Source organism: Methylobacterium sp. UNC300MFChir4.1 (assembly GCF_900110155.1).
Taxonomy (GTDB): Bacteria; Pseudomonadota; Alphaproteobacteria; order Rhizobiales; family Beijerinckiaceae; genus Methylobacterium.
This window is the reverse complement of sequence record NZ_FOCS01000001.1, coordinates 605938-629971: the sequence shown is the minus strand read 5'-3', so window position 1 is coordinate 629971 and position 24034 is coordinate 605938. Positions and strand designations below refer to the sequence as shown.

The following is a 24034-nucleotide window of genomic DNA, read 5'->3' as shown; positions in this document are numbered from 1 at the left end:
GGCATTCGGCGCGCGGCCCGACCCGTCATCGCGAGCGCAGCGAAGCGACCCAGGGCAGCGCACCCTGGCGAGGCTCGGCGCGACGCCGGATCGCTTCGGCACGCTCGCAGAGACGATCGCGCGCGCAGCTTTCCGAAGCTCTGTGCCGTATCCCGAGATCGAACATCGGAGCGCTATCGAGAGACCTTGAGGGGGCCGGCTGATGCCCCGCTACAAGCTCGTCATCGAGTACGACGGCGGTCCGTTCTGCGGCTGGCAGCGGCAGGCGGACGATCCCACGGTCCAGGGCGCGATCGAGGCGGCGGTCACGCGCTTCTCCGGCGAGGAGGCCCGGCTCACCTGCGCGGGCCGGACCGATGCCGGCGTGCACGCGATCCATCAGGTCGCCCATCTCGACCTCGCCAAGGACTGGCGGACCGACACGGTGCGGGACGCCCTGAACGCCCATCTGCGGCCGCAGCCGGTGGCGATCCTGTCCGCCGAGACCGTGCCGGAGAGCTTCGACGCCCGCCACTCGGCGATCCGCCGGCACTACCGCTACCGCATCCTCAACCGGCGCAGCCCCGCGGCGCTGACGCGTGCCCATGTCTGGCACGTGCCGTGGACCCTCGACGCGGACCTCATGCACGAAGCCGCCCAGCGCCTCGTCGGCCGCCACGACTTCTCGGCCTTCCGGGCCGCCGAGTGCCAGGCGAACAGCCCGATCCGCACGCTGGAGCAGCTCGACGTCGCCCGCGCGCCGATGGCGCTCCACGACGAGATCGTTGTGGCGACGTCGGCGCGCTCGTTCCTGCACCATCAGGTGCGGGCGATGGTCGGCACGCTGATGCTCGCCGGCTGCCGCCGCCTCTCGGCGGACGAGGTCGCCGCCATCCTGGCCTCGGGCGACAAGCGCCGGTGCGGGCCGCTGGCCCCGGCCGCCGGGCTGACCTTCGTGGGCGTCGACTACGAACCGGGGAAGTAGGCGTCGAGCACGCGCCCGTAGATCGCCGTCAGCCGCTCTAGGTCGGCGACCGCCACGCACTCGTCGGTCTGGTGCATGGTCTCGCCGACGAGGCCGAACTCGATCACCGGGCAGGCATCCTTGATGAAGCGGGCATCCGACGTGCCGCCCGTCGTGGAGAGCGTCGGAGTCAGGCCGGTCTCGGCCCGGATCGCCTCCGCGACCAGCGTCACGAAGGCGTCCGGCCGCGTCAGGAAGGCCGGCGCGTTCGAGGGCTGCAGATCCAGGCTGAAGCGCACCGCGTTCCCGGCCGCCTGCTCCAGGCGCCGACGGATCTCTTCGCCCAGGCTCTCGGCCGTCCAGTCGTCGTTGAAGCGGACGTTGAAGGTCGCCCGGGCGGTCGCCGGGATCACGTTGGTGGCCGGGTTGCCGACGTCGATCGTGGTGAATTCGAGGTTCGAGGCGTCGAAATGCGCCGTCCCGCGATCCAGCGGCTCGGCGACCAGCGCCGAGGCGAGGCGCAGCAGGCCCGGGATCGGGTTCTCGGCCTTGTGCGGGTAGGCGACGTGGCCCTGCCGGCCGAGAACGGTGAGCTTGCCGGTCAGCGACCCGCGCCGGCCGATCTTGATCATCTCGCCGAGCCGGCCCGGATTGGTCGGCTCCCCGAGGACACAGTGGTCGAACCGCTCGCCCCGGCGCCGCGCCCAGTCGAGGAGCTTCACGGTGCCGTTGACCGCCGGTCCCTCCTCGTCGCCGGTGATCAGGAACGCGATGGAGCCGCCGAAATCGGCGCCGCGCCGGTCGAGGAAGGCGAGGGTCGCCGCGAGCATGCAGGCGACGCCGCCCTTCATGTCGGCCGCTCCCCGCCCGTACAGCATCCCGTCGGCTACGGCGCCCGCGAAGGGATCGTGGCGCCACGCGCCCTCGCCCTCCGGCACGACGTCGGTGTGGCCGGCGAAGACGAGGCACGGACCGTCCCGCCCGACGCGGGCGTAGAGGTTCGGCGTGTCGGGGTAGCCGGGCTCCGAGAAGACCGGCCGCTCGACCGCGAAGCCGGCCGGCCGGAGCGCGTCGGCGACGACGTCGAGGGCGCCCCGATCCTCCGGCGTCACGGACGGGCACCGGATCAGGTCCTGCGCGAGGCGCAGGGCCGCGTCGGGGGCGTGATGATCTGCCGGCATGAACCCGTCCTCGGCGGCGCGACGTGCCGCGCGGCCCGCTTAACCCGAAGCGGGCCGCCCCGGAACTCCCGTCCCGGGCCCTACTTGGTCACCACGACCTGCACGTCGCCGTGGCGGCGCTGCACCGACACGGTGACGTCGTCGTCATAGCGCTGGAACCGGATGTCCAGGCGCGAGCCGCCGAGCTTGACGTTGTAGAGCGTCACCCCGTCGAGGAAGCCCGGCAGGATCGGGTTCTTGAGCCGGACACGGTTGCGCTCGTGGTCCAGTTCGAGGCCGAGGCAGGCCGCCAGGAACGCGAACGGCGCCGCCGCCGCCCAGGCCTGCGGGCTGCAGGCGACCGGGTACGAGACGGGGCCGCGCTGCTTGCGGCGCATGAAGCCGCAGAACAGCTCCGGCAGCCGCTTCTGGTCCTGGTAGAGCGAGGTGTCGAACATCCCCTGGAAGATGCGCGCGGCCTCGTGCTTGCGGTCGTAGCGCGCCAGACCCATCGCGATCAGCGCGTTGTCGTGCGGCCAGATCGAGCCGTTGTGGTAGGACATCGGGTTGTAGCGCGCCTCGCCCTTGGCAATCGTGCGCACGCCCCAGCCGTTGAAGCCGTCCTTGCACAGCAGCGTCTCGGCGACTCGCGCCGCCCGCTCCGGCTTGGCGATGCCGGTGAACAGGGCGTGGCCGGCATTGGAGGAGCGCACCGCGCACTGCTTCTTGGCGCCGTCGAGCGCCAGCGCGTAGGTGCCGATCTCCTCGTTCCAGAACGCCGCGTCGAACCGCTCGCGCAGGCTCGCCGCCTCCTGGGTGAGGCGCTCCGCCATCGGGTCGTGGCCGAGGAGCGCCGCGAGCTTCGCCATGCCGTTCTTGGCGGCGTAGACGTAGCCCTGCACCTCGCAGAGGGCGATCGGGCCCTTGGCCAGGTGACCGTCGGTGTGGAAGATCGAGTCGTGGCTGTCCTTCCAGCCCTGGTTCTCCAGACCCTTGTCGGTGTCGCGGGCGTACTCGACGAAGCCGTCGCCGTCGCGGTCGCCATAGCGGTCCATCCATTCGAGCGCGAGTTCGAGGGCCGGCCAGATCGCCCGCACGGTCTCGAGGTCGCCCGTGACCGCGTAGTACTCCCAGGCCAGCATCACGAAGAGCGGCGTGCCGTCGATGGTGCCGTAATAGTGCCGGAACGGCACCTCGCCGAGCATCGCCATCTCGCCGCGCCGGGTCTCGTGGAGGACCTTGCCGGGCTGCGCGTCGGCGGCCGGATCGACCGCCTTGGCCTGGGTCGAGGCGAGGTAGCGCAGCACGCCCCGGGCGAATTTCGGGTCGATCCAGAGCGCCATCATCGCGGTGATGATGCCGTCGCGCCCGAACACCGTGGAGTACCAGGGGATGCCGGCGAAGGGGTAGATGCCCTCCGGGGTTCGGCTCGCGAGCATGTAGAGGTCGGCGGTCGCCCGGCACAGCCCCTCGTTGAACTGGTCGTTCGACGAGATGATCGTGGTGATGCCCGCCGTCAGCGCCCGCAGGTCGCGCCGCGAATCGCGGTAAGCGCGGGCGAAGATCGTCCCCTCGCCGAGATCCTTCGGCTCGCGCCGGGCACCGCCGGCATTGGCGGCGAGCGTCAGCTTGGCGGCCGCGTCCTCGCCGACCATCGTGTCGGTCGGGGGCTTGGTGAAGGCCCGGTGCGCCTCGAAGGTGACGCGGATGAACAGGGAGGTCCGGCCCTCCGGCGGGAGCGACACGTCGAACACGACCTTGCCGGGCTCGATCGAATCGGGCTTCGGGCCGAAATGCAGGGAGGTCGTCCGGACGATCTCGTCCAGGCCGACGTAGCGGAACTGCACCTCGCGGTCGCTCGCCACGAGCACGCCGCGCTTGCCGCGCTCCTGTCGATCTGTCCCGCGGACCTCGAAGAGGTCGCGGAAATCCGCGTCGAAGGTGACGGCGATGCGCAGGCGACGGTGCTTCGAATCGTAGGAACGGAGGCCGATCCGGTCGTAGCAGGCGCCGCGAAACAGGAACTTGGTGCGCTCGATCGCGATCGTCTCGCGGGGGATCGAGGTCTCGTCGTGGGCGTCGATGCGGATGTCGGGCGTCGTCATGTCGACGCTGAGGGCGCCGTTATCGTCCTGCATCACCGAGGAGAGCATCAGCGGGCGCTGGCCCTCGACCGTCACCTCCAGGCGCGAGAGGTAGCGCGTGTCTTGGAAATAGAGGCCTTCCGGCCCGGGCTGGACGCCGATGTCGCCGTAGGAATCGAGGACGCCGAAGGCCTCGCCGAACTTCAGCGAGCGCAGCGGCCGCTCGACCAGGGAGGTCTGCGCCTCGATGTGATAGGTCGGGAGGACGTCGTCCGCGTCCTGGAATCCGTGCGCCACGCTTCCGGCGCTCGCCGCGGTCCGGGCCTTCGCATCGTGGGCCGCTGCCGTGTTGTCCGCCGCCATGCAGGGCATCTCCGGGTGCAAGTGAGGGGTGCGAATCGAGAGGGCTGCTGCATCCCTTCGATGCAGCAGCCCTTGTTCACCCTACGGATGAGTCGCCTTTAAGACGCTAGGCCGAGCCGGCCCCGCCTCGCAAGCCCGGTGCCGGCTTTCAGGCCGGCATGGCGGCGACCGGGATCGCCGGACGCGCGGAGCCGTTGACCTCGCCGTACTGCGGCATGAAGCCGGACTTCGGCAGCTTGATCACGTCGGCGCCGCGGGCGAGCAGGTCCTCGTAGGCGGCGACGTACTTCTTCACCATGCACTCGGCGGTGAAGGCGCTCTCGAAGTGGCGGCGCACGCCGGCGCGGCTCATGGTCTTCACCTTGGCGACCGCGGCCACGGCGTCGTCCATGTTCTCGCAGAGAACGCCGCCCACGCCGTCCTTGATGACCTCCGGCACGGAACCGTTGCGGAACGCGATCACCGGGGTGCCGGCCGACATCGCCTCGATCATCACGAGGCCGAAGGGCTCCGGCCAGTCGATCGGGAAGGCGAGCGCCAGGGCGTTGCCGAGAAAGTCCTTCTTCTGCTCCTCGTTGATCTCGCCGATGTACTCGATCAGCGGGTGGTGGATCATCGGCTCGATGACCTCGTCCCAGTAATCCTGATCGGCCTTGTCGACCTTGGCGGCGATCTTCAGGGGCGTGCCGGAGCGGATCGCCATCTCGATCGCGCGGTCGGGCCGCTTCTCGGGCGAGATCCGGCCGAGGAAGGCGAGGTAGCCGCCCTTGGTTTCCGGATAGTACGGGCAGTTCTCGGCCGGCAGGCCGTGATGGATCGTCGCCAGCCAGTTGGAGGTCGGCGGCATGGGCAGGCGCTGGTTGTCGGAGATCGAGACCAGCGGCATGCCCGTGAAGGTGCGGTAGACCGGCATGAAGTCCGGCACGTCCAGGCGACCGTGCATCGTGGTGATGCACTTGTGGTTCAGATCCTCGAACATCGGGTACTGAAGCAGGTCGATGTGGAAGTGCAGGATGTCGAACTCGTGCGCGCGGCGGTGCACCTGATGCAGCATCGCCAGGTGGCTGGCCGTGTGATCCCGGTAGCCGAGCAGGCGCAGACCCTCGGGCGTGCAGGCCGCGAGCTTGGCAGTCGTCTCGGAGTCACCGCTCGCGAACAGCGTGACTTCGTGGCCCTGGCGAACCAGTTCCTCTGTAATCCAGCTGACGACGCGCTCGGTGCCGCCGTAGAACTTCGGAGGGACGGCCTCCGACAACGGAGCGATCTGGGCAATGCGCACGAAGTGTCTCCTGGTTGGCCAATTTGACGGGGGGTCTAACCCTGCCGGCCTGAGCGGGACATGAATGAAACCGACGGCTAAGGTTATGGTTCCTGGCGCACCCGCTGTCCCTCGCCGTTTTGTGCGGCGCGCAAGCCGTCCCCGAATTCCTCCGAATCAGCACGGGCGAAACGGCCGCCGCCCCGCCGTTGCCGGCTCGCCGGCGCGGGTGTCGTGCAGAGAAGCCCGGTCCCAGGGCTCGATACGCCGGAGCCCGGCGACGCGTTCCCTCGGATCTCGATCTCGTGCTCCGATCCGCGGGCGTTGCCGCCGCGTCAGCTTTCTGTCATAAGCCGCCCCGCGTCGAACCGCCCGGCCGATAGGGCTGCCGTGGCGGCTCGTGCTGCTCCACCAGAAGCATCAGCGCGCGAACCTCATCCGATCCTCCCGGGTCGGTCCGGGATCATTTCGCGCAACGGAGAGCCAAATGCCCAAGTTGAAGACGAAATCGGGCGCGAAGAAGCGCTTCAAGATCACCGGCACCGGCAAGGTGATGTACGCCCAGGCCGGCAAGCGCCACGGGATGATCAAGCGGACGACCAAGCAGATCCGCAACCTGCGCGGCACCACGACCCTGTTCGAGGGCGATGCCGCCAACGTGAAGAAGTACTTCCTGCCGAACGCGCGGTAAGTCCTTCAACACCCGTTGCCACTGTCTTTCGTCGAATCCAGGAGATAACCGATGGCCCGCGTCAAGCGCGGCGTGACCAGTCACGCGAAGCACAAGAAGGTTCTGAAGGCCGCCAAGGGCTATTACGGCCGGCGCAAGAATACGATCCGTATCGCCAAGCAGGCGGTCGAGAAGGGCATGCAATATGCCTACCGCGACCGCAAGAACAAGAAGCGCACGTTCCGCGCCCTTTGGATTCAGCGCCTCAACGCGGCGGTCCGCGAGCACGGCCTGACCTACTCGCGCTTCATCGACGGCCTGGCGAAGTCCGGCATCGTCGTCGACCGCAAGGCCCTGTCGGAGCTGGCGATCCACGAGCCGGCGAGCTTCGCCGCCGTCGTCGAGAAGGCGAAGGCCGCGCTGCCGCAGAACACCGCCAAGGCCGCCTGATCCAGGCCTGAGGCGAGACGGACGGAAGGCGCGGTTCCCCAGGGAGCCGCGCCTTCGTCGTTTACGAGGTCCCGCGCCCCGCGCTTGCGCCGGCGCCCGCAACGCGCGAGAGCACGGCCCGACGGCCGACTCCGCCAACCCTGCTCGAAGACAGCGATGACCGATCTCGACACCCTGGAACGCGACCTCCTGGCCCAGGTGAGCGCGGCCTCCGACGAGGCCACCCTCGACGCGGTCCGCGTCGCCGCGCTCGGCAAGAAGGGCAGCGTCTCGGATCTGCTGAAGACGCTCGGGTCGATGACGCCGGACGAGCGCAAGGAGCGCGGGCCCCTGATCAACGGGCTGCGCGACCGGGTCCAGGGCGCCGTCACCGCCCGCAAGACCGAACTCGCCGAGGCCGCCCTGGAGGCCCGCCTCGCCTCCGAGCGGGTCGACGTGACGCTGCCGGTCCGCGAGGCCCCCGAGGTGCGCGGCCGGATCCACCCGATCTCCCAGGTGATCGACGAGATCACCGCGATCTTCGCCGACATGGGCTTCGCGGTCGCCGAGGGTCCGGACATCGAGACGGACGAATTGAACTTCACAGCGCTCAACTTCCCGCCCGGCCACCCGGCCCGCGAGATGCACGACACCTTCTTCCTGGCGCCCGACCGCGACGGGCAGCGCAAGGTGCTGCGCACCCACACCTCGCCCGTACAGGTCCGGACCATGCGGGCGCAGACGCCACCGATCCGCGTGATCATCCCGGGGCGGACCTACCGGCACGATTCCGACCAGACCCACACGCCGATGTTCCACCAGGTCGAGGGGCTGGTGATCGACAAGGCGGCCAACATCGCCAACCTGAAATGGGTGCTGGAGGAGTTCTGCAAGGCGTTCTTCGAGGTCGACGGCGTGAAGATGCGCTTCCGCCCGTCCTTCTTCCCCTTCACCGAGCCCTCCGCCGAGGTCGACATCCAGTGCTCGCGCAAGGGCGGCGAGATCCGCTTCGGCGAGGGGGACGACTGGCTGGAGATCCTGGGCTGCGGGATGGTCCACCCGAACGTGCTGCGCAATTGCGGGCTCGACCCGGACGCGGTGCAGGGCTTCGCCTTCGGTGTCGGCATCGACCGCATCGCCATGCTGAAATACGGCATGCCGGACCTGCGCCCGTTCTTCGAGGCCGACGTCCGCTGGCTCGACCATTACGGCTTCCGCCCGCTCGACGTGCCGAGCCTCGTGGGCGGCCTCACGGGCTGAGCCGCCCCGGCCCCGCCGCGGCCCCCCGGCCCCGGCGACGGCCCCGCGATCCTGTTCCTCCGACGGTCGAGCCGATACCGGGCTCTCGAAGGTCCATCATGAAATTCACCCTCTCCTGGCTCAAGGACCACCTCGACACCGAGGCCTCCCTCGGCACCGTCGCCGAGACGCTCACGCGGATCGGCCTTGAGGTGGAGGGCGTCGAGGACAAGGCCGCCGCGCTCAGGCCCTACGTGATCGCCCGGATCCTGACGGCCGAGCAGCACCCGAACGCCGACCGGCTCCGGGTCTGCACGGTCGACACCGGCGCGGGCGCGCCCGTGCAGGTGGTCTGCGGCGCCCCGAACGCCCGGGCCGACCTCGTCTCGGTCTTCGCGCCGCCCGGCACCTACGTCCCGGGCAAGAACATCACCCTGTCGGTGGGCACGATCCGCGGCGTCGAGAGTCACGGCATGCTGTGCTCGGGCGCCGAGCTCGGTCTCGGCGACGACCACGACGGCATCCTGGAGCTCCCGACCGACGCGCCGGTCGGCCAGGCCTACGCGCTCTACGCCGGGCTCGACGACCCGGTCATCGAGATCAACCTGACGCCGAACCGGCCGGACTGCACCTCCGTGCACGGCATCGCCCGCGACCTCGCGGCGGCCGGCCTCGGCACGCTCAAGGGCGAGGCGCTGCCGGCGCTGCGCGGCGAGGGTCCCTGCCCGGTCGCGGTCGAGCTCGCCCTCGATCCGGCCGACCGGCACCTCGCCCCGATGTTCGCCCTGCGGCTCGTGCGCGGCGTCCGGAACGGCCCGTCGCCGGCCTGGATGCAGGCCCGGCTGCGCGCCATCGGCCTGCGGCCGATCAACAGCCTCGTCGACATCACCAACTACGTCACCTTCGACCGCGGGCGGCCACTGCACGTCTTCGACGCCGCCAAGGTCGACGGCACGCTGACCGTGCGGCGGGCGCGGGCGGGCGAGAGCCTGCGCGCCCTCGACGGCCGGACCCACACGCTGACCGACGACACCGTGGTGATCGCCGACGCGAACGGCGTCGAATCCATCGCCGGCATCATGGGCGGCGAGGCGTCGGGCTGCGACGCCGGCACCACGGACGTGCTGATCGAGTCGGCCCTGTGGGACCCGACCAACATCGCCCAGTCGGGCCGACGGCTCGGCATCATCACCGACGCGCGCTACCGCTTCGAGCGGGGCGTCGACCCGGCCTTCACGGTTCCCGGCCTCGACCTCGCGACGCGGCTGGTGGTCGATCTCTGCGGCGGAACGCCGACCGAGGCGCACGTCGCCGGCGCGCCGCCCGAATCCCGGCGCAGCATCGACTTCCCCTGGACCGAGGTCCGCCGCCTCGCCGGCCTGGACGTGCCGCGCACCGAGATGCAGCAGATCCTCGAGACGCTGGGCTTCCACGTCTCCGGCACCGGGGACCGGGTGACGGTGCTGCCCCCGACCTGGCGGCCCGACGTCGAGGGCAAGGCCGACCTCGTCGAGGAGGTCGTCCGCATCGCCGGGCTCGACCGGATCGTGGCCGAGCCCCTGCCGCCGCTCGCCGGGATCGGCCGCCCGCTGCTCACCGTGATGCAGAAGCGGACCCGCCTCGCCAAGCGCGCCCTGGCGAGCCGCGGCCTCATGGAGGCGGTCACGTGGTCGTTCGTGCCGCACGACGACGCCGTCCTGTTCGGCGGCGGCGGGGCCGACCTCGTGCTGGCCAACCCGATCGCCTCGGAGCTGTCCGACATGCGGCCGAGCCTGGTGCCGGGCCTCCTGCGCGCGGCGCAACGCAATGCCGACCGCGGCTACCCGGACGCCGCCCTGTTCGAGGTCGGCCAGTGCTTCGCCTCCGACGTGCCGGAGGGCCAGACCGTCCGCGCGGCGGCGGTCCGCCGCGGCGGCGCGACCCTGGCCGGCGCCGGGCGGCACTGGGACGGCACGGCGGCGACCGTCGACGCGTTCGACGCCAAGGCGGACGCCATCGCGTTGCTCGGCAGCCTGGGCGTGCCGACCGGCGGCCTCCAGATCACGCCCGGCGGCCCGTCCTGGCTGCATCCCGGCCGCTCCGGCACGCTGCGCTTCGGTCCGAAGACGGAGATCGGCTGGTTCGGGGAGGTGCATCCGCGAACGCTGCAGGCCCTCGACCTGAAGGGAACGCTCGTGGCCTTCGAGATCGTCCTCGACGCCCTGCCCCTGCCCAAGCTCAAGCCGACCAAGGCCAAGGCCGCCCTGGCACTGTCGGAATTCCAGCCGCTGTCGCGGGACTTCGCCTTCGTGGTCGGCCGCGATGTGCCGGCGGGTGACATCGTCAAGGCCGCCCAGAACGCCGAGCGCAAGCTGGTGACGGGTGTCGACGTGTTCGACCTCTACGAGGGGCCGGGCGTGCCGGACGGCGCGAAGTCGGTGGCGATCGCGGTGCGTCTCCAGCCCGTCGAGCGGACCCTGACCGACGCGGAGATCGAGGCGGTGAGCGCCAGGATCGTCGCCGAGGTCACCCGCAAGACGGGCGCGACGCTCCGGGCCTGAGGCGCCGCCATGGACCGGATCGCCCTGCTCATCGACGACCTCGCGGCGGCCGAGTACCGGCCGAAGGCGGCGTTGCGGGAGGCCCTGAACCACCCCGCCGCCGTCGCGGAGGCGACGCTGCCGCTGCTGGAGGCGGCTGCCGACGGGCGCGAGCTGGCAGCGGAGGAGACGAACCTCCTGTTCTGGGGCCTGCACGTCATGGCCCATGCCCGGGACACGCGCGCCCTCGCGCCGCTCCTCAGGCTGCTCCGGCACGACGAGGAGACCCTCGACGCGGTGCTGGGTGACGCCGTCACGGCGACGCTGGCCAAGGTCGTGGCGAGCCTGTTCGACGACGATCCGCAGCCGCTGTTCCGGCTGATCCTGGACAGCACGGTCGACGATCACGCGCGCATGGCGCTGATGTGCGCCTGCACCTTCCTGACCCTGGAGGGACGGATCGACCGGGCCGCGATGCACGACCTGCTGGTCCGTTTCGACGACGCGCAGGCCGCGGTGGAGGACGGGCCGGCCTGGGTCGGCTGGGAGGAGACGATCGCGCATCTCGGCTTCCGGGACCTCGCGCCCCGCGCGGCCGCGGCCCGCGCCGACGGACGGCTCACCGACGAGATCAGCGACGCCGGGTGGTTCAAGGAGGCCCTGCGCAAGGCCGAGACCAAGCCGGACGACCGGGACCGGCTCGGGCCCTACCAGTACGGCTACCTCGACGATCCGGTCGAGGCTCTCGACTGGGCCGAGGAGGGCGCGGGCGAGCCGCAGCGCAACACGTTCAAGGATGTCGGCCGCAACGATCCCTGCCCCTGCGGCTCGGGCAAGAAGTTCAAGAAGTGCTGCCTCGGCAAGGCGGAGGCGGAGGGGCCTTGGATGCCGCCGGAACCCCTAGGCCGCTGAGGCGCCGCTGCCGCTGAGCGGGTTCTCGGGATCCCAGCCGTAGCTCAGGGTCTCGAACCGCATGGCGCGGGCGTCGACCATGAGGAGGCGCCCGACGAGGGGCTCGCCGAAGCCCGCCACGGCCCGGATCACCTCCATGGCCATCAGCGAGCCCATGACGCCGGCGAGCGCGCCGAGCACGCCGGCCTCCGCGCAGGCGGGCACGCTGCCGGGCGGCGGCGGGTTCGGGAAGAGGCAGCGATAGGTCGGGTTCGGCGTCCCGTCGGGCCCCGTCTCGTGGGCCCGGATCGTGGTCAGCGTGCCGTCGAAGCGGCCCAGAGCCGCGGTCACCAGCGGCCGACGCGCCCGGAAGCAGGCGTCCGACACCGCGTAGCGCGTGGCGAAATTGTCGGACCCGTCCGCCACGAGGTCGTAGCCGGCGATCAGGTCGACGGCGTTGTCCGCGTCGATCCGGAACGGGAGCGGGACCACCGACACGTGCGGGTTGAGGCGCGCCACCGCGTCGGCCGCGCTCTCGACCTTCGGCCGACCGAGATCCGGCGTCCCGTGGATCACCTGCCGCTGGAGGTTGGACAGCGAGACCGTGTCGTCGTCGACGAGGCCGATCGTGCCGATCCCCGCGGCGGCGAGGTACTGGATCAGTGGCGCGCCGAGGCCGCCCGCCCCGACGATGAGGATCCGGGCGGCCTTGAGCCGGGCCTGACCGGGACCGCCGACCTCCGCGAGGACGAGGTGGCGGGCGTAGCGTTCGATCTCATCGGGAGCGAGAGCCATGGCCTGCCCATAGACTGCCGTGGCCGCGCATGGAAGGATCGGGCGCGTCTCGAAGGCTCGTCGGAATCTCGGCCGACGCTTCGACCTCGTCATCGCGAGCGTAGCGAAGCGACCCAGGTCAGCGGGACGTCTCTCAGCGCAGCGCGACACTGGGTGGCTTCGCTCCGCTCGCAGAGACGGCGGTGCGGTGATCAGCAGGAAGCGATATAGCCCCGCACGATCCGCTGTTCGACGGCTCGGAACGCGAAACGCCGCCCCGGTGAGGAGGCGGCGCGGGTCTCGCGTCTCTCGGATCCGGGCCGCTCAGCGCGGCGCGAGGATCATGATCATCTGCCGGCCTTCGAGCATCGGCTCGCTCTCGACCTTGGCGATCTCGGCGGTCTCGCTCTTCACGCGCTCCAGGAGGCGCAGACCGATGTCCTGGTGAGCCATCTCACGACCGCGGAAGCGCAGGGTCACCTTGACCTTGTCGCCCTCCTCGAAGAAGCGGTGCACCGACTTCATCTTGGTGTCGTAGTCGTGCTTGTCGATGCCGGGGCGGAGCTTGATCTCCTTCACCTCGACGGTCTTCTGCCGCTTGCGGGCCTCGTTCTGCTTCTTCTGCTCGTTGAAGCGGAAGCGCCCGTAATCGAGCAGCTTGCAGACGGGCGGCACGGAGTTCGGCGCGATCTCCACGAGATCGAGACCGGCCTCCTCGGCCAGATTGAGGGCGTCGAAGAAGGGAACGACGCCGCGGTTCTGCCCGGTGTCGTCGATCAGCTGCACTTCCCGCACACCGCGAATGTCGCGGTTGGCGCGCGGCCCGTCCTTCTGCGGGGCCGGCATGGCTCTCATCGGTCTACGAATGGCTTAGGTCTCCTGCTGCAACGGCGAAACGGCGGATCTTCAGGAAGATCTCCTGACCGCCAGCCGCTCCGGTCTCATCCGGACATACAACGTTGGTGGAACCGCGGCCAGAGTCAACCGGCTACCATCGCGACGCCGGAAATAATCGGCCGCCGCGTCGCGATTCGAGTCCCATGCCGACGCCCTCAGGTCGAACGGCCGAGCAGCTCGGCGTAGACCGCCAGCGTGTCGCCGACCATCCGCTCCAGGGAGAAGTGCGCCTCGACATGCGCGCGGCTGCGCCGACCGAGGGCGTCGCGGGCGCTCGCGCCGAGGGAGAGGGCCTCGGTCAGAGCGGCGGCGAGCGCGGCCGGGTCCCCGGGCGGCACGCGCCATCCGGTGCGCTGGCCGGCGGGGGTCTCGGGCGGTGCCAGCACCGTCTCCGGCACCGCGCCGAGATCCGAGACGACCACAGGGGCGCCGAGCGCCTGCGCCTCCACGGCCGAGCGGCCGAAGGCCTCGGGCTCCACGGACGGCACCGCCACCACCGATGCGGCGCGGAAGGCCGCCGGCATGTCGGTGCAGTGCCCGACCCTGCGGACGATGCCCTCGAGCCCGCGCGCGGCGATCAGCGCGTCGAGCTCGCGCTCGTAGGCGGCGCGGCCCTGCGGGTCCCCCGCGAGGACCACGGCCAGGTCCGGGACGCCGCGATCGCGCATCCGCGCGGCGGCCTCGATCAGCACGCGGTGGCCCTTCCATGCCGTGAGGCGGGCGGCCAGCAGGATCACCCGCTCGTGCGGCGCCACGTTCCAGCTTCGGCGCAGGGCCTCGACCCGGGCGGCCCCGACCGCCACCGGGTTGAACACCGCGAGGTCGGTGCCGCGGTGGATGACCCGCACGCGGTCGCCGGCCTGCTCGGCGTGCAGCCGGTGGATCAGGTCCGCAGTGTAGTGCGAGTTGGCGATCACCACGTCGCCGCGGGCCATGATCGAGTTGTAGAGGACCTTCACGCCGGTCCGGCCGGAATAGCTGCCGTGATAGGTGGTCACGAACGGGAGCCCGAGCCGGCGCGCCGCCCCGAGGGCGACCCAGGCGGGCGCGCGGGAGCGGGCGTGGATGATCTGCACCTTCTCGCGGCGGCAGAGCGCCATCAGCCGCAGGACGTTCACCGCCATCGACGCCGGGTTCTTCGACGCGGCCGGGAATCGGAGCCAATGCCCGCCCTTGGCCTGCAACTCGCCGACGAGCCGTCCGCCCTCGGTCGCCACCAGGGCGCGGGCGCCCACGGCCGCGAGGCCGCCCGCGACGTCGACGGTGGTCCGCTCGGCGCCGCCCGCGTCGAGTTCGGGGATGATCTGCAGGATGCGGGCGCCGGCCAGCGCCCCGACCTCCGCCGGGAAACCCGACAGGGCGTGGGGTCCGTCGCCCGTTCGCGGGCCCTCGGCGAGGACGCGCAGGCCCCCGGCCGGTATCTGCCAAATGCTCGCTGCCATTGATCCAGCATCGCCGCCGGGCTTTACGGTCCGGTAAACGAGAGTTGAAGCCGAACCGTTCAGGACCGGACTTCTTCCATGTCGAGACAGGGATACCGGAGAGAACGATGACGGATACGGCCCCCGAGTTCCTGACCGTCGGCATCGGCGACGAGGCCCGCCGCATCGCCGTGCGGGTGCGCGCGGGCGGCGGGCCGCCGGTGGTCTGGCTCGGCGGCTTTCGCTCCGACATGACCGCGACCAAGGCGACGGCGCTCGGTGCCTGGGCCGAACGGACGGGCCGGGCGCTCGTGCGGTTCGACTACGCCGCTCACGGTGCCTCGGGCGGCACGTTCACGGACTGCACCATCTCGTCGTGGCTCGAGGACGCGCAGGCGGTCCTGGCGGCCTACGTGACGGAGGCGCCGGTGCTCGTCGGCTCGTCGATGGGCGGCTGGATCGCCTGCCTGGCGGCCCGCGACCGGGCCGCGCGCGGGGAGGCCACGGCGGGGCTGGTGCTCATCGCGCCGGCCCTCGACTTCACCGAGGAGCTGATCTGGAACCGCCTCAGCGAGGCGGCGCGCGCCATGCTAATCCGCGACGGCGTCCTCCGGAAGCCCAGCGACTACGCGCCGGAGCCGGACCCGATCACGCGGGCTCTGATCGACGACGGCCGCCAGCACTGCATGCTGGGCGGCCAAGTCGATCCGGGCTGCCCGGTGCACATCCTCCAGGGCATGCGGGACACCGACGTCCCCTACACTCACGCCCTGAGGATCCTCGACCGCCTGCCGGCCGAAGGAACGGTGCTGACGCTGATCGCCGACGGCGACCACCGCCTGTCGCGGCCGCAGGACATCGCGCGGCTCTTGGCGGCGGTGGCCGAGATCGCCTGACCGGTCTCCCGGCCAGGCCTCTCAGCGGGTCGGGTGCAGGGTCAATGCAGGCTGACGGGCTGCAGGTCGTGCGCGGCGGCGTTGGCCAGCACGACGTCCCGTGAATCGGCGAGCATGATCGGCGCGCCGCTCGCCGAGAGCAGGGCGAACAGGTCGAGGCCGGGCGTCAGCTCGGGGGCCTGCGGGAAGAAGCGGCGGACCTCGTCGGACCGGATCGGCCGGACGTAGGCGATGTGCCCCTCGCCCAGCGCCGCGAGATCGGCCGGCTGGAAATCGGCCGGATCGAGATCGGCGGGGGTCAGAGGAGACGGATTCAGATCGGTCATAAAGCCCTCCTGGGGTGGCAGAGCGTCCACCGCCGATCCTGAAGGCACCGGCGGCTCCACCCTGATGTGGGGATCCGCGCCGGCCAATCAATCGGTCGGCGTCAGCCGCGGGCGCCGATATCGATCTTGCGCACGATGCGGTCCGGCTCCGGCCGGACCAGATCGATCGACAGGAGGCCGTTGGCGAGGTCGGCGCCGAGCACCTCCATGCCGTCCGCGAGCAGGAAGGCCCGCTGGAACTGCCGCGCCGCGATGCCGCGGTGCAGGAAGTGGCGCTCGCGCTCATCGACCTGCCGGCCGCGCACGACGAGTTGGCTCTCCTCCAGCATCACGTCCAGCTGATCGCGGGTGAAGCCGGCCACCGCCAGGGTGATCCGCAGGCGCTCGGGCTCGCTCTCGGTGCGGGGCAGGCGCTCGATGTTGTAGGGCGGGTAGCCGTCGTTGGCGGCCTTGGAGACCCGGTCGAGGGCCTGCTCGATCTCGTCGAAGCCGAGCAGGAACGGGTGCCCGAAGGGCGAGGATCGAGTCATCGCGGCCATCATCCAGAAAGCGAAGCCTCCGACCCCGGGATCTGCCGCAATCCCGGGATGCTCGAGCACCTCGTCGACAGGAGCCCGCCCGGGGCAGCGCTCCGCCGGACGCGACGACGCCGGCAACTCGAAGATATGGCCAAGGCCTTCCGGGCCATCAAGGGAGGGGACCGGAATCGACGTCGACCCGTGGTCGCGCATTTCCGGGAGATTTCGGCAAATTTATGCAGGATCGATAGGCAAAGCCTGCAACGGCCACGCTTTCTTCTAACAGTTTGGAACTAATCTGATTTTCTCGCCGGGCCTTGATCCGGGCGGCGGGCCTGGATACTGCCGCGGCAGGCGACGATCCGGCTCCCGAGCTCGATCGCCGCGATCCATTTCCGCGAGGCGCCGGAGCCGTGAGCACGCCCATGACCCCGTCGGACCACGCGGCGATGCGGCGCGTCGCAGACGTGTGCGGCGACGAGGCCGACATCCTGGCCCTGTCGGTGGCCCGCTTCGTGGCGGCCGGCTACATGACCAGCGACGTCGCCTGCTGGAACGCGGCCTTCGACGGGGCCGAGCAGTTGCTCGGGCCGACGGAAGGGTGCCGCTTCGTCGCCTGCGTGGTCGCGATCATCCGGGCGCTCCGCGCGGAACGCGACGGCGACTGGTCGTTCATGCCGGCGAGCTGCTGCCGCGTGACCGGCCACGAATGCGCGCTGGTGAAGCTGATCAACCGGGGCCGGCAGCGCCTCTGGGCGGATCTCGAGGCCGCCGCGGCCGAGATCACCGGCCAGGACGCGGCGCCGCGCCTCGTGGCGGCGGTCCGCGCCGCGGTCGGGCCGCTCGACGCGGCGGCCGAGCGCCTCGCCCCGGCCTCCTGCCCCGCCGGAACGGTGCTGCACTGATCCGGCTCCCCGTCACCCCGGACCGCGCGGCCCGAGCCGCCGGCCGGCGCGAACTCGAAGAGGACTTTGTCACGGTGCTTGCCCTGCGCGCTCCCCTGTACCGCCGTCGGATCGGGCGTGTCGCCCTCGACACGGCGGCCTGCTTCGCGCTCTCGGCGCTGCTCGTCGTGTCGGCCCTGGCGCAGGACGCGTCCGAGAAGGCGCCGATCAAGTTGCAGCTCAACAAGATCGAGACCGCGGGCGAGGCCTGCCGGATCACCATGGTGATCGACAACAAGGGTTCGGGCCTCAAGTCCTACAAGGTGGATCTCTTCGCCTTCGACCCCGAGGGCGTCGCGCAGAAGCGTGTGGCGGTCGAACTCGGGCCGCTGCCGCCGAAGAAGACCATCGTGAAGATCTTCGATTTCCCCGGCATCGCCTGCAACAAGGTCGGTCGCGTCCTCCTGAACGACGTCCTGACCTGCGACGGCGGCGATCCGGGCCGCGAGGCCTGCCTCGAGCGGACCGAGACCGACAGCAAGGCCGGCCTGCCGTTCGACCGCTGATGCGGATGGTGTGACGGCTGACGAGACCAAACCGCTCGGCGGCGAGAGCCGCCGGGCGGCCTGCGGCTTTCGCCGCACCCCGAGACGATGGCGGCGCGACGCCGCGTGAGACCAGGACGCCAGGAGCCCGCGATGGACCCGACACAAGCCCCGATCGAGGCGGCCCACGACTTCTCGTTCCTCGGCCTGTTCCTGCAGGCCGACCCGATCGTGAAGGGCGTGATGATCCTGCTGGTGATCGCCTCGATCGCCTGCTGGACGGTGGTGTTCGAGAAGGTCATCCGGCTCGCCGCCGCGCGGCGCCAGGCCAAGGCCTTCGCGAATCTGGTCCGCTCCGGGGGCAGCCTCGACGGCGAGCATCGCGGCATCGCCGGCCACGTGGTGAAGGCGGCGATCGACGCGTGGCGCGATCAGGATTCCTCCGAGACCCGGGCCGAGCGCCGCGACCGCATCGAGCGGGCGATGAAGGGCGCCCTCGCCATCGAGGTGAAGCGCCTGCGCACCGGCCTGTCGCTGCTGGCGACCTCCGGCTCCACGGCCCCGTTCGTCGGCCTGTTCGGCACCGTCTGGGGCATCATGAACTCGTTCTCGTCCATCGCCCGGAGCCAGGACACCTCCCTCGCCGTCGTAGCGCCGGGCATCGCGGAGGCGCTGTTCGCCACGGCGATCGGTCTCGTCGTCGCGATCCCGGCGGTGATGGCCTACAACAAGCTCTCGAGCGACGTGAGCGGCATCCAGAGCACCTTCTCGTCCTATATCTCGGTCCTGGGCAACCGCCTCGCGCGCGACCGCGCCGGCGCCCACCGCGCGGCCGCCGAGTAGCGCGGCCGGCGCCAGCCCCCAGAGAGCCGAACGTAAAGGTACCGGAGACGCCCCATGGCGATGGGATCCATTCGCGCGAACGACGACGACGACCTCGACGACGTGCCGATGTCCGACATCAACGTCACCCCGATGGTCGACGTGATGCTCGTGCTGCTGATCATCTTCATGGTCGCCGCGCCGCTGATGACCACCGGCGTGCCGGTCCAGCTGCCGAAGACCGCGGCGCCCAAGGTCGCGCAGTCGAAGAAGCCCGCCGAGGTGACGGTCGACAAGGACGGCAACCCGTCCATCGCCAAGGAGGTGTTCACGATGGAGAGCATCGTGCCGCGCCTGCGCGAGATGGCGGCGGCCGACAAGGATCAGGTGATCCTCGTGCGCGGCGACCGCGACGTGCCCTACGGAAAGGTCATGGAGGTCATGGGCCTCGTCGGGCAGGCCGGCTTCACCAAGGTGTCGCTGATCGCGCAGTCGCCCGGCGGCGCCGCTCCGGCCTCGCCTGGCGCCGCCCCGGCCGCCCCCGCCGCCCCCGCAGGGACCGCGCGCTGAGCCGATGAGCACCTACACGTCGACGGATATGCCGGCCGGTCTCGGCGAGCGCCGCCCGTCCGGGCTGCTCGCCGCTTTCCTGGTCGCCCTCGGGCTGCACGCCTGCGTGCTCGCCGCCGTGATGTTCCTGCGGCTCTCCCCGCCCGCACCGCCCGGCGAGCAGCAGATCACCGTCGACCTCGCGCCGCTCATGACCGACGCGGCCACCGAGGCCCCGGCGGAGCAGCAGATGAGCCAGGAAGCCCCGCCGGAGGCGAAGCCGGTGGACACGCCGCCCGACGAGGCCGTCCAGCCGCCGCCGCCGACCGAGATGACCGAGGTGAAGCCGGAGGACACCCAGGCGGTCGAGATGCCGCAAGAGGCTCAGCCCGTGGAGGCGCAGAGCCAGGTGATCACCTCCGCGTCCGAGGCCGCCGAGCCGCTGGCGCCGCCGCCCACCGAGGTCGCCAAGTCCGAGGAGCCGCCCAAGCCGACGCCCGATCCGGCGAAGCTGAAGGCGGAGCGCGAGGCCAAGCTGCGCAAGATCCGGGAGGAGAAGCTCCGCGAGCAGAAGCGCGAGGAGGCGCGGCAGGAGCGCCTGGAGGAGATCCGCGAGGCCAAGGCCAAGGCTGCGCGCGAGGCGAAGGCGCGCGAGGCCAAGGCACGGGCTGGCGCCGAGCGGAGTTCGGCGTCGGCCTCGCGGGCGAACGCGGCCGGCCGGGCCGCCGCGGGCAACGATCCAAGCGCCATGCGCCAGTGGCAGGGCGCCATCAGCGCGGCGATCCACAGCCGGATGAACGTGAACGCGGCCGTCGGCACCGGCGGCGGGACCGCGGTGGTGCGCTTCACCGTGATGCGCTCGGGTCAGGTGACGGGCGCCGGCGTGGCCCGGTCCAGCGGCGTCGGCCAGATCGACAGCGCCGCCCTCGCGGCGGTGCGCGGATCGATGCCGGCGGCGCCCCCCGGCGTGACGCAGTCCAGCCTGTCGGTCTCCATTCCGCTCAACTTCCGCGTGCGCTGATCGGAGGACGATCCGGGCCGGATCCCGCCCGGCCGACCGCGAGCCCGATCCGGATCGTCCGGCGAACGCGTACGAATGGTGTGCGCCGTCAGTCCCACCCGGCGATCCGGATTCGCCATCGGCCGCGCGGGCATGCTAAAGCCTTCGTGAACCTGCCTTCCCCGCGCGCCTGACGGCGATGCGGGAGGGCGCCGATCCGGCCTTGCCCCCCGCCCCTCGAACAGGCCGGACCCGCTCAGACCCCGTCCCGCGCAGGCTGCGCCGGGTCGGACCCGTCGAGCCGGGGTGAAAGGGACAGGATGAACGACGACACTGAGTACGACCTCGACGAGGTGAATGCCACCCGCGACGCGGAGGCGGAAGCCAAGACCCGGGCGGAGAACCGCGCCGAGCGCGCGGAACGGGCGGAGCGCATGGCTCGCGAGGGCGCCCAGGCGATGGCGGAGCACCACGCGGCCATCAAGGCGATGGACGAGCGGACGGTGCGGCTGCGCTCGCTCCGGCTCGCCAAGGAGGCCGCGGACGCGCAGGCCAAGGCGGCCGAGAAGGAAGCCAAGGCGGCCGCCAAGAGCAGCGCGAAGAAGGCCGCGCCGAAGAAGACGACCGCGAAGGGCTAGAGGTCGATGGCCGAAGACCGCAACCGCCGCCGCTTCACCGACCCGCGCGCGGCAGCCGAGGCGGCCTTCCGGGCCGCGACGAGCCCGAAGACGGCCGCTCCGCCGCCTCAGGCCGCGCCGCGGCCGGCGACGGTCCCGGGCTCCCGGGAAGTGGTGAGCCTGCGCCTCGACAGCGCCGTGCTCGCGCATTTCCAGAAAGACGGCCCGGGCTGGCAGGACCGCATCAACGAGGCGCTCAAGGCCCTCGTCCCGGCGGCCGAGGCCTGAGACCTCCCGCGCGGGGAACGCCGTCGCGCCTGGGACCGGTGCTCAGACCGGCTTCGGCCGCTCGCGCAGGATCCGGTTCACCGCCCGGTCGAGGGCGGACAGGAAGGCCGACCGGTCGGCGCGCGAGAACGGTTTCGGCCCGCCCGTGATGGTCCCGGCCTCGCGCAACGATTGCATCAAGTCGCGCGTCGCGAGGGCGAGACCGATCCCGGCCTCGCTGAACGGCTTCCCAGTGAACGCCAGGACCGTGGCGCCGGCCTTCACGCAGCGCGCGGCCAGCGGAACGTCGGCGGTGAGGACGATGCTCCCGGGTCCGGCCCGCGCGGCGATCCAGTCGTCGGCGGCGTCGAGTTCCGAGCCGACGACCACGCGCTCGATCCAGGGCTCGCGCGGCAGGTTCAGCACGCTGTTGGCGACGACGTGGACGGTCAGGCCGTAGCGCTCGGCGACCCGGTAGGTCTCGTCTTTGACCGGGCAGGCATCGGCGTCGAGGTAGATCGGCGGGCGCGCCGGCGCGTCGCTCATGGCCGGGGCACCAGCTTCGAGGTGAAACCCGCCAGGATCAGGAGCACGCCCAGGGCGAACTGGCCGTGCTCGATATCGCCGCCCACCGACAGAACGACGGCGCGGCCGAAGACCGCGAGCCCGATCAGCGGCAGCCCGAAGCGCAGCGCCATCTTCACGGCGATCAGGGTGTTCGCCCGCGCGGTGCTCGCCCCGGCCATCAGCGGGCGACCGCGGCGCGGCGCGGCGCCAGATCCGCCACGGGCGCGGTCTCGGCGGGTCCGCGCTCGAGCGTCGCCACCGACAGCGGCGCGCCGCGGCCGCGGAGCGCGTGGGCGCCGAGGGACCGTGCCCGGACGCCGGCCGGAAGGCGCGGGAGGCGGTTGAGCAGATCCTGCGAGATCAGGATGCCGACGCCCAGCGGGCGGCACAGGGCCTCGATCCGCGACGTCACGTTCACGGCGTCGCCGAAATACGCGATCTTGTGGCGGTCGACCCCGACTTCGGCCGTGACCACCGAGCCGCCGTGCAGCGCCGCCCGGAGCCGCGGGACCGTCCCGAACCGGGCGGTCCAGGCCGCGGCGTCGGCCTCGATCCGGTCAAGCACCTCGAACACGCAGGTGACGCAGCGCGCGTCCTTCAGGCCGCGGGCCATCGGCCACGTCACCATGGCGAGATCGCCGATATAGTCGTCCACCGAGCCGCCGTTGCGCCGCACCGGCTCGGCGAGCGTGGCGAACACGGCGCTGAGATATTCCTGGGCGCGCAGGTCGCCGTGGGTCTCCGCGAAGGCCGTGGAGCCGACCACGTCGAGGAACAGGAAGACCCGCTCCTCCGCCACCGGCTTGTGGTAGCGGCCGATCATGAAGTTCACGAACACCTCGCCGCCGATCAGGTCGCGCATCCGTATGACGAAGACCAGCAGGCCCGACACGGCGAGGGCGTAGGCGAGCACCCGCGCGGTCATGCGGGTCGCGGTCGTGAGGTCGTCCGGTGTCAGGGCGAACGCCCAGACGAGCAGGCCGCCCAGGGCGTTGCCCGCCATGATCATCAGGACATAGGCGAGTTCCGCGGCCAGCACGTAGAGCCAGGCCGGCAGCCGCCGGATCTTCGCCTGCAGGCTGGCCAGGATCAGCCCGCGGTCGAAGGCCAGCACCGTGGCGCCCATGCAGAGGCCGTACGTGAAGCCGGCGAGGGGCGAGGCGCCAGCCGCGAAGATGATGTTGTAGAGCAACCCCGCGCCGGCCGCCGCCAGCAGGATCAGACCCCAGAATATCCGGTGGGCCGGCAGCATCGAGGCATCTCCAGCATGGCCAGCCGACGGACCGTGCGCGGGTCCGGGCGTCGCGTGGCCCTGCGCGGCGGCACTGCGCGGGGCGGCGCAGACTCGGCGAGCCCGCGCCGCCGGACTTCGGGCATGGGCCTAAAGTTTAGCGCCGCGGGAGGCCGCATGCCATTGCTCAACGCCCCAAGATGGCGCGAGTAAGGCGTGCCGGGTTGTTGCGCGGCCGAGCCGTGATACGCCGGCGGCCCGGGACTCGACCGGACCGCCGCCAGCAACCCCCTGTGACAGCGAAGAGGGAGCGCTGCCATGTACGCCAGGAGCTTCGGCGCGACGCGCGTCTCTGTGCCGGTGATCGGCCAGGGCACGTGGCACATCGACAGTTCGGACCGGACGGACGCGGTCCGAGCGCTGCGGGCCGGGATCGACGCCGGCATGACCCATATCGACACCGCGGAGATGTACGGGGACGCGGAGGCGATCGTCGCCGCCGCCGTCGCGGATTGCCGCGAGGAGGTGTTCCTCGTCTCCAAGGTGGTGCCGGGCAACGCGACGCGCCGGGGCGTCGCGCGAGCGTGCGAGGCGTCGCTCCAGCGTCTGCGGACGGACCGGCTGGACTGCTACCTGCTGCACTGGCCGGGCCAGCACCCGCTCGAGGAGACGATCGCGGGCTTCGAGGATCTGCGCCGGGCCGGCAAGATCCTGTCCTGGGGCGTCAGCAACTTCGACGTCGAGGACCTCGATCGCGTCCGGGCCATCGCGGGGCCGGACCGGATCGCCTGCAATCAGGTCCTCTACCACCTGAACGAGCGGGCCATCGAGCACGCCGTGCTGCCCTGGTGCGAGAAGCACGGCGTCGCCATGGTGGGCTACTCGCCCTTCGGCAGCGGCGACTTCCCCGATCCGGCCAGCGCGGGCGGCCGCGTCCTGGCGGGCATCGCGCAGAACCACGGCACGACGCCCTACGCGGTGGCCCTTGCCTACCTGACCCGGCTGCCGGGCACGTTCACGATCCCCAAGACCGGTCGCCCGGACCGGGCCGTCGAGAATGCCGGCGCGGCGGACCTGCACCTCGGTGCGGCCGAGATCGCCCTGATCGACGCGCATTTCCCCCGCGGACCGCGGCCCCGGATGCTGCCGATGCTGTGAGCCGCG

The 24034-nt window shown here is 71.3% G+C and carries 26 protein-coding genes; 15 read left to right on the top strand and 11 right to left on the bottom strand.

Going from position 1 to position 24034, the window contains the following annotated elements:
- Positions 1-202 precede the first annotated feature (202 nt).
- Complete coding sequence (gene truA / locus BMY19_RS03040) at positions 203-964, top strand: tRNA pseudouridine(38-40) synthase TruA (protein WP_100250795.1); 762 nt, start codon at positions 203-205, stop codon at positions 962-964.
- Here truA and dapE read toward each other — a convergent pair.
- The 3 genes from dapE to BMY19_RS03025 form a co-directional block, all read right to left on the bottom strand.
- Positions 946-2124 carry a succinyl-diaminopimelate desuccinylase gene (gene dapE, locus BMY19_RS03035; protein WP_100250794.1) on the bottom strand — a complete coding sequence of 393 codons (1179 nt, stop codon included), beginning with the start codon at positions 2122-2124 and terminating at the stop codon, positions 946-948. The genes truA and dapE overlap by 19 nt on opposite strands.
- Positions 2125-2204: 80 nt before the next feature.
- A complete protein-coding gene (locus tag BMY19_RS03030; RefSeq protein ID WP_020092796.1) occupies positions 2205-4550 on the bottom strand; it encodes an amylo-alpha-1,6-glucosidase in 2346 nt (781 codons plus the stop codon).
- A 148-nt stretch (positions 4551-4698) separates the two neighbouring features.
- Positions 4699-5829, bottom strand: coding sequence for a glycosyltransferase family 4 protein (locus BMY19_RS03025; protein ID WP_100250793.1), 1131 nt, complete (start codon positions 5827-5829; stop codon positions 4699-4701).
- A 466-nt stretch (positions 5830-6295) separates the two neighbouring features.
- Here BMY19_RS03025 and rpmI point away from each other — a divergent pair, with 466 nt between their 5' ends.
- The 5 genes from rpmI (at position 6296) to BMY19_RS03000 (ending at position 11577) form a co-directional block, all read left to right on the top strand.
- A complete protein-coding gene (gene rpmI / locus BMY19_RS03020) occupies positions 6296-6499 on the top strand; it encodes a 50S ribosomal protein L35 (protein ID WP_007561407.1) in 204 nt (67 codons plus the stop codon).
- A 51-nt stretch (positions 6500-6550) separates the two neighbouring features.
- Positions 6551-6928 (top strand): 50S ribosomal protein L20, encoded by a 378-nt coding sequence (gene rplT, locus BMY19_RS03015; protein WP_012320099.1) that lies wholly within the window; start codon positions 6551-6553, stop codon positions 6926-6928.
- A 156-nt stretch (positions 6929-7084) separates the two neighbouring features.
- Positions 7085-8167: a phenylalanine--tRNA ligase subunit alpha gene (gene pheS / locus BMY19_RS03010; protein ID WP_042674687.1), complete on the top strand. Its 1083-nt coding sequence runs from the start codon at positions 7085-7087 to the stop codon at positions 8165-8167.
- A 98-nt stretch (positions 8168-8265) separates the two neighbouring features.
- Positions 8266-10686, top strand: a complete 2421-nt coding sequence (gene pheT, locus BMY19_RS03005; protein ID WP_100250792.1) for a phenylalanine--tRNA ligase subunit beta — start codon at positions 8266-8268, stop codon at positions 10684-10686.
- 9 nt (positions 10687-10695) lie between these two features.
- Complete coding sequence (locus BMY19_RS03000) at positions 10696-11577, top strand: DUF1186 domain-containing protein (RefSeq protein ID WP_100250791.1); 882 nt, start codon at positions 10696-10698, stop codon at positions 11575-11577.
- On the opposite strand, the gene moeB is transcribed toward BMY19_RS03000, so the two are convergent.
- The 3 genes from moeB to BMY19_RS02985 form a co-directional block, all read right to left on the bottom strand.
- The gene (moeB, locus tag BMY19_RS02995; protein WP_100250790.1) at positions 11566-12351 is read right to left on the bottom strand and encodes a HesA/MoeB/ThiF family protein; all 786 of its coding nucleotides are present in this window, start codon (positions 12349-12351) and stop codon (positions 11566-11568) included. The genes BMY19_RS03000 and moeB overlap by 12 nt on opposite strands.
- A 303-nt stretch (positions 12352-12654) precedes the next feature.
- Positions 12655-13176 (bottom strand): translation initiation factor IF-3, encoded by a 522-nt coding sequence (gene infC / locus BMY19_RS02990; RefSeq protein ID WP_020092802.1) that lies wholly within the window; start codon positions 13174-13176, stop codon positions 12655-12657.
- A 206-nt stretch (positions 13177-13382) separates the two neighbouring features.
- On the bottom strand, positions 13383-14669 hold the full coding sequence (locus tag BMY19_RS02985; RefSeq protein ID WP_020092803.1) for a glycosyltransferase family 4 protein: 1287 nt from the start codon (positions 14667-14669) through the stop codon (positions 13383-13385).
- 107 nt (positions 14670-14776) lie between these two features.
- Here BMY19_RS02985 and BMY19_RS02980 point away from each other — a divergent pair, with 107 nt between their 5' ends.
- A complete protein-coding gene (locus tag BMY19_RS02980) occupies positions 14777-15544 on the top strand; it encodes an alpha/beta hydrolase (RefSeq protein WP_100250789.1) in 768 nt (255 codons plus the stop codon).
- A gap of 41 nt (positions 15545-15585) precedes the next feature.
- On the opposite strand, the gene BMY19_RS02975 is transcribed toward BMY19_RS02980, so the two are convergent.
- Together BMY19_RS02975 and BMY19_RS02970 are read right to left on the bottom strand one after the other, a co-directional pair.
- On the bottom strand, positions 15586-15870 hold the full coding sequence (locus BMY19_RS02975; RefSeq protein ID WP_020092805.1) for a BQ00720 family protein: 285 nt from the start codon (positions 15868-15870) through the stop codon (positions 15586-15588).
- A gap of 101 nt (positions 15871-15971) precedes the next feature.
- The gene (locus BMY19_RS02970) at positions 15972-16400 is read right to left on the bottom strand and encodes an Hsp20 family protein (RefSeq protein WP_012320108.1); all 429 of its coding nucleotides are present in this window, start codon (positions 16398-16400) and stop codon (positions 15972-15974) included.
- 413 nt (positions 16401-16813) lie between these two features.
- Here BMY19_RS02970 and BMY19_RS02965 point away from each other — a divergent pair, with 413 nt between their 5' ends.
- From BMY19_RS02965 to BMY19_RS02935, 7 genes are all read left to right on the top strand, one after another.
- Positions 16814-17293 carry a hypothetical protein gene (locus BMY19_RS02965; RefSeq protein ID WP_020092807.1) on the top strand — a complete coding sequence of 160 codons (480 nt, stop codon included), beginning with the start codon at positions 16814-16816 and terminating at the stop codon, positions 17291-17293.
- A gap of 74 nt (positions 17294-17367) precedes the next feature.
- Positions 17368-17838 (top strand): Tat pathway signal protein, encoded by a 471-nt coding sequence (locus tag BMY19_RS02960; RefSeq protein WP_100250788.1) that lies wholly within the window; start codon positions 17368-17370, stop codon positions 17836-17838.
- Positions 17839-17970: 132 nt separating this feature from the next.
- Entirely contained in the window at positions 17971-18660 is a 690-nt protein-coding gene (locus BMY19_RS02955) for a MotA/TolQ/ExbB proton channel family protein (RefSeq protein WP_020092809.1), read from the top strand.
- Positions 18661-18714: 54 nt separating this feature from the next.
- Positions 18715-19209, top strand: coding sequence for an ExbD/TolR family protein (locus BMY19_RS02950; protein WP_056527994.1), 495 nt, complete (start codon positions 18715-18717; stop codon positions 19207-19209).
- Between the two features lie 4 nt (positions 19210-19213).
- Positions 19214-20209 (top strand): cell envelope integrity protein TolA, encoded by a 996-nt coding sequence (tolA, locus tag BMY19_RS02945; protein WP_056527992.1) that lies wholly within the window; start codon positions 19214-19216, stop codon positions 20207-20209.
- A gap of 299 nt (positions 20210-20508) precedes the next feature.
- Entirely contained in the window at positions 20509-20826 is a 318-nt protein-coding gene (locus BMY19_RS02940; protein ID WP_100250787.1) for a hypothetical protein, read from the top strand.
- Positions 20827-20832: 6 nt separating this feature from the next.
- A complete protein-coding gene (locus BMY19_RS02935; protein WP_056527989.1) occupies positions 20833-21093 on the top strand; it encodes a BrnA antitoxin family protein in 261 nt (86 codons plus the stop codon).
- Positions 21094-21135: 42 nt separating this feature from the next.
- Here the strand turns inward: BMY19_RS02935 and BMY19_RS02930 are convergent, their stop codons facing one another.
- Genes BMY19_RS02930 through BMY19_RS02920 form a run of 3 tightly spaced genes read right to left on the bottom strand, consistent with a single transcriptional unit; the run spans position 21136 to position 22891 of the window.
- Positions 21136-21618 (bottom strand): YaiI/YqxD family protein, encoded by a 483-nt coding sequence (locus BMY19_RS02930; RefSeq protein ID WP_091680845.1) that lies wholly within the window; start codon positions 21616-21618, stop codon positions 21136-21138.
- Complete coding sequence (locus BMY19_RS02925) at positions 21615-21818, bottom strand: hypothetical protein (RefSeq protein ID WP_056527984.1); 204 nt, start codon at positions 21816-21818, stop codon at positions 21615-21617. Before BMY19_RS02925 ends, BMY19_RS02930 begins: the two co-directional genes overlap by 4 nt.
- Positions 21818-22891, bottom strand: coding sequence for an adenylate/guanylate cyclase domain-containing protein (locus tag BMY19_RS02920; protein ID WP_100250786.1), 1074 nt, complete (start codon positions 22889-22891; stop codon positions 21818-21820). Before BMY19_RS02920 ends, BMY19_RS02925 begins: the two co-directional genes overlap by 1 nt.
- A gap of 297 nt (positions 22892-23188) precedes the next feature.
- Here BMY19_RS02920 and BMY19_RS02915 point away from each other — a divergent pair, with 297 nt between their 5' ends.
- Positions 23189-24028: an aldo/keto reductase gene (locus BMY19_RS02915; protein WP_056527978.1), complete on the top strand. Its 840-nt coding sequence runs from the start codon at positions 23189-23191 to the stop codon at positions 24026-24028.
- Positions 24029-24034: the final 6 nt, after the last annotated feature.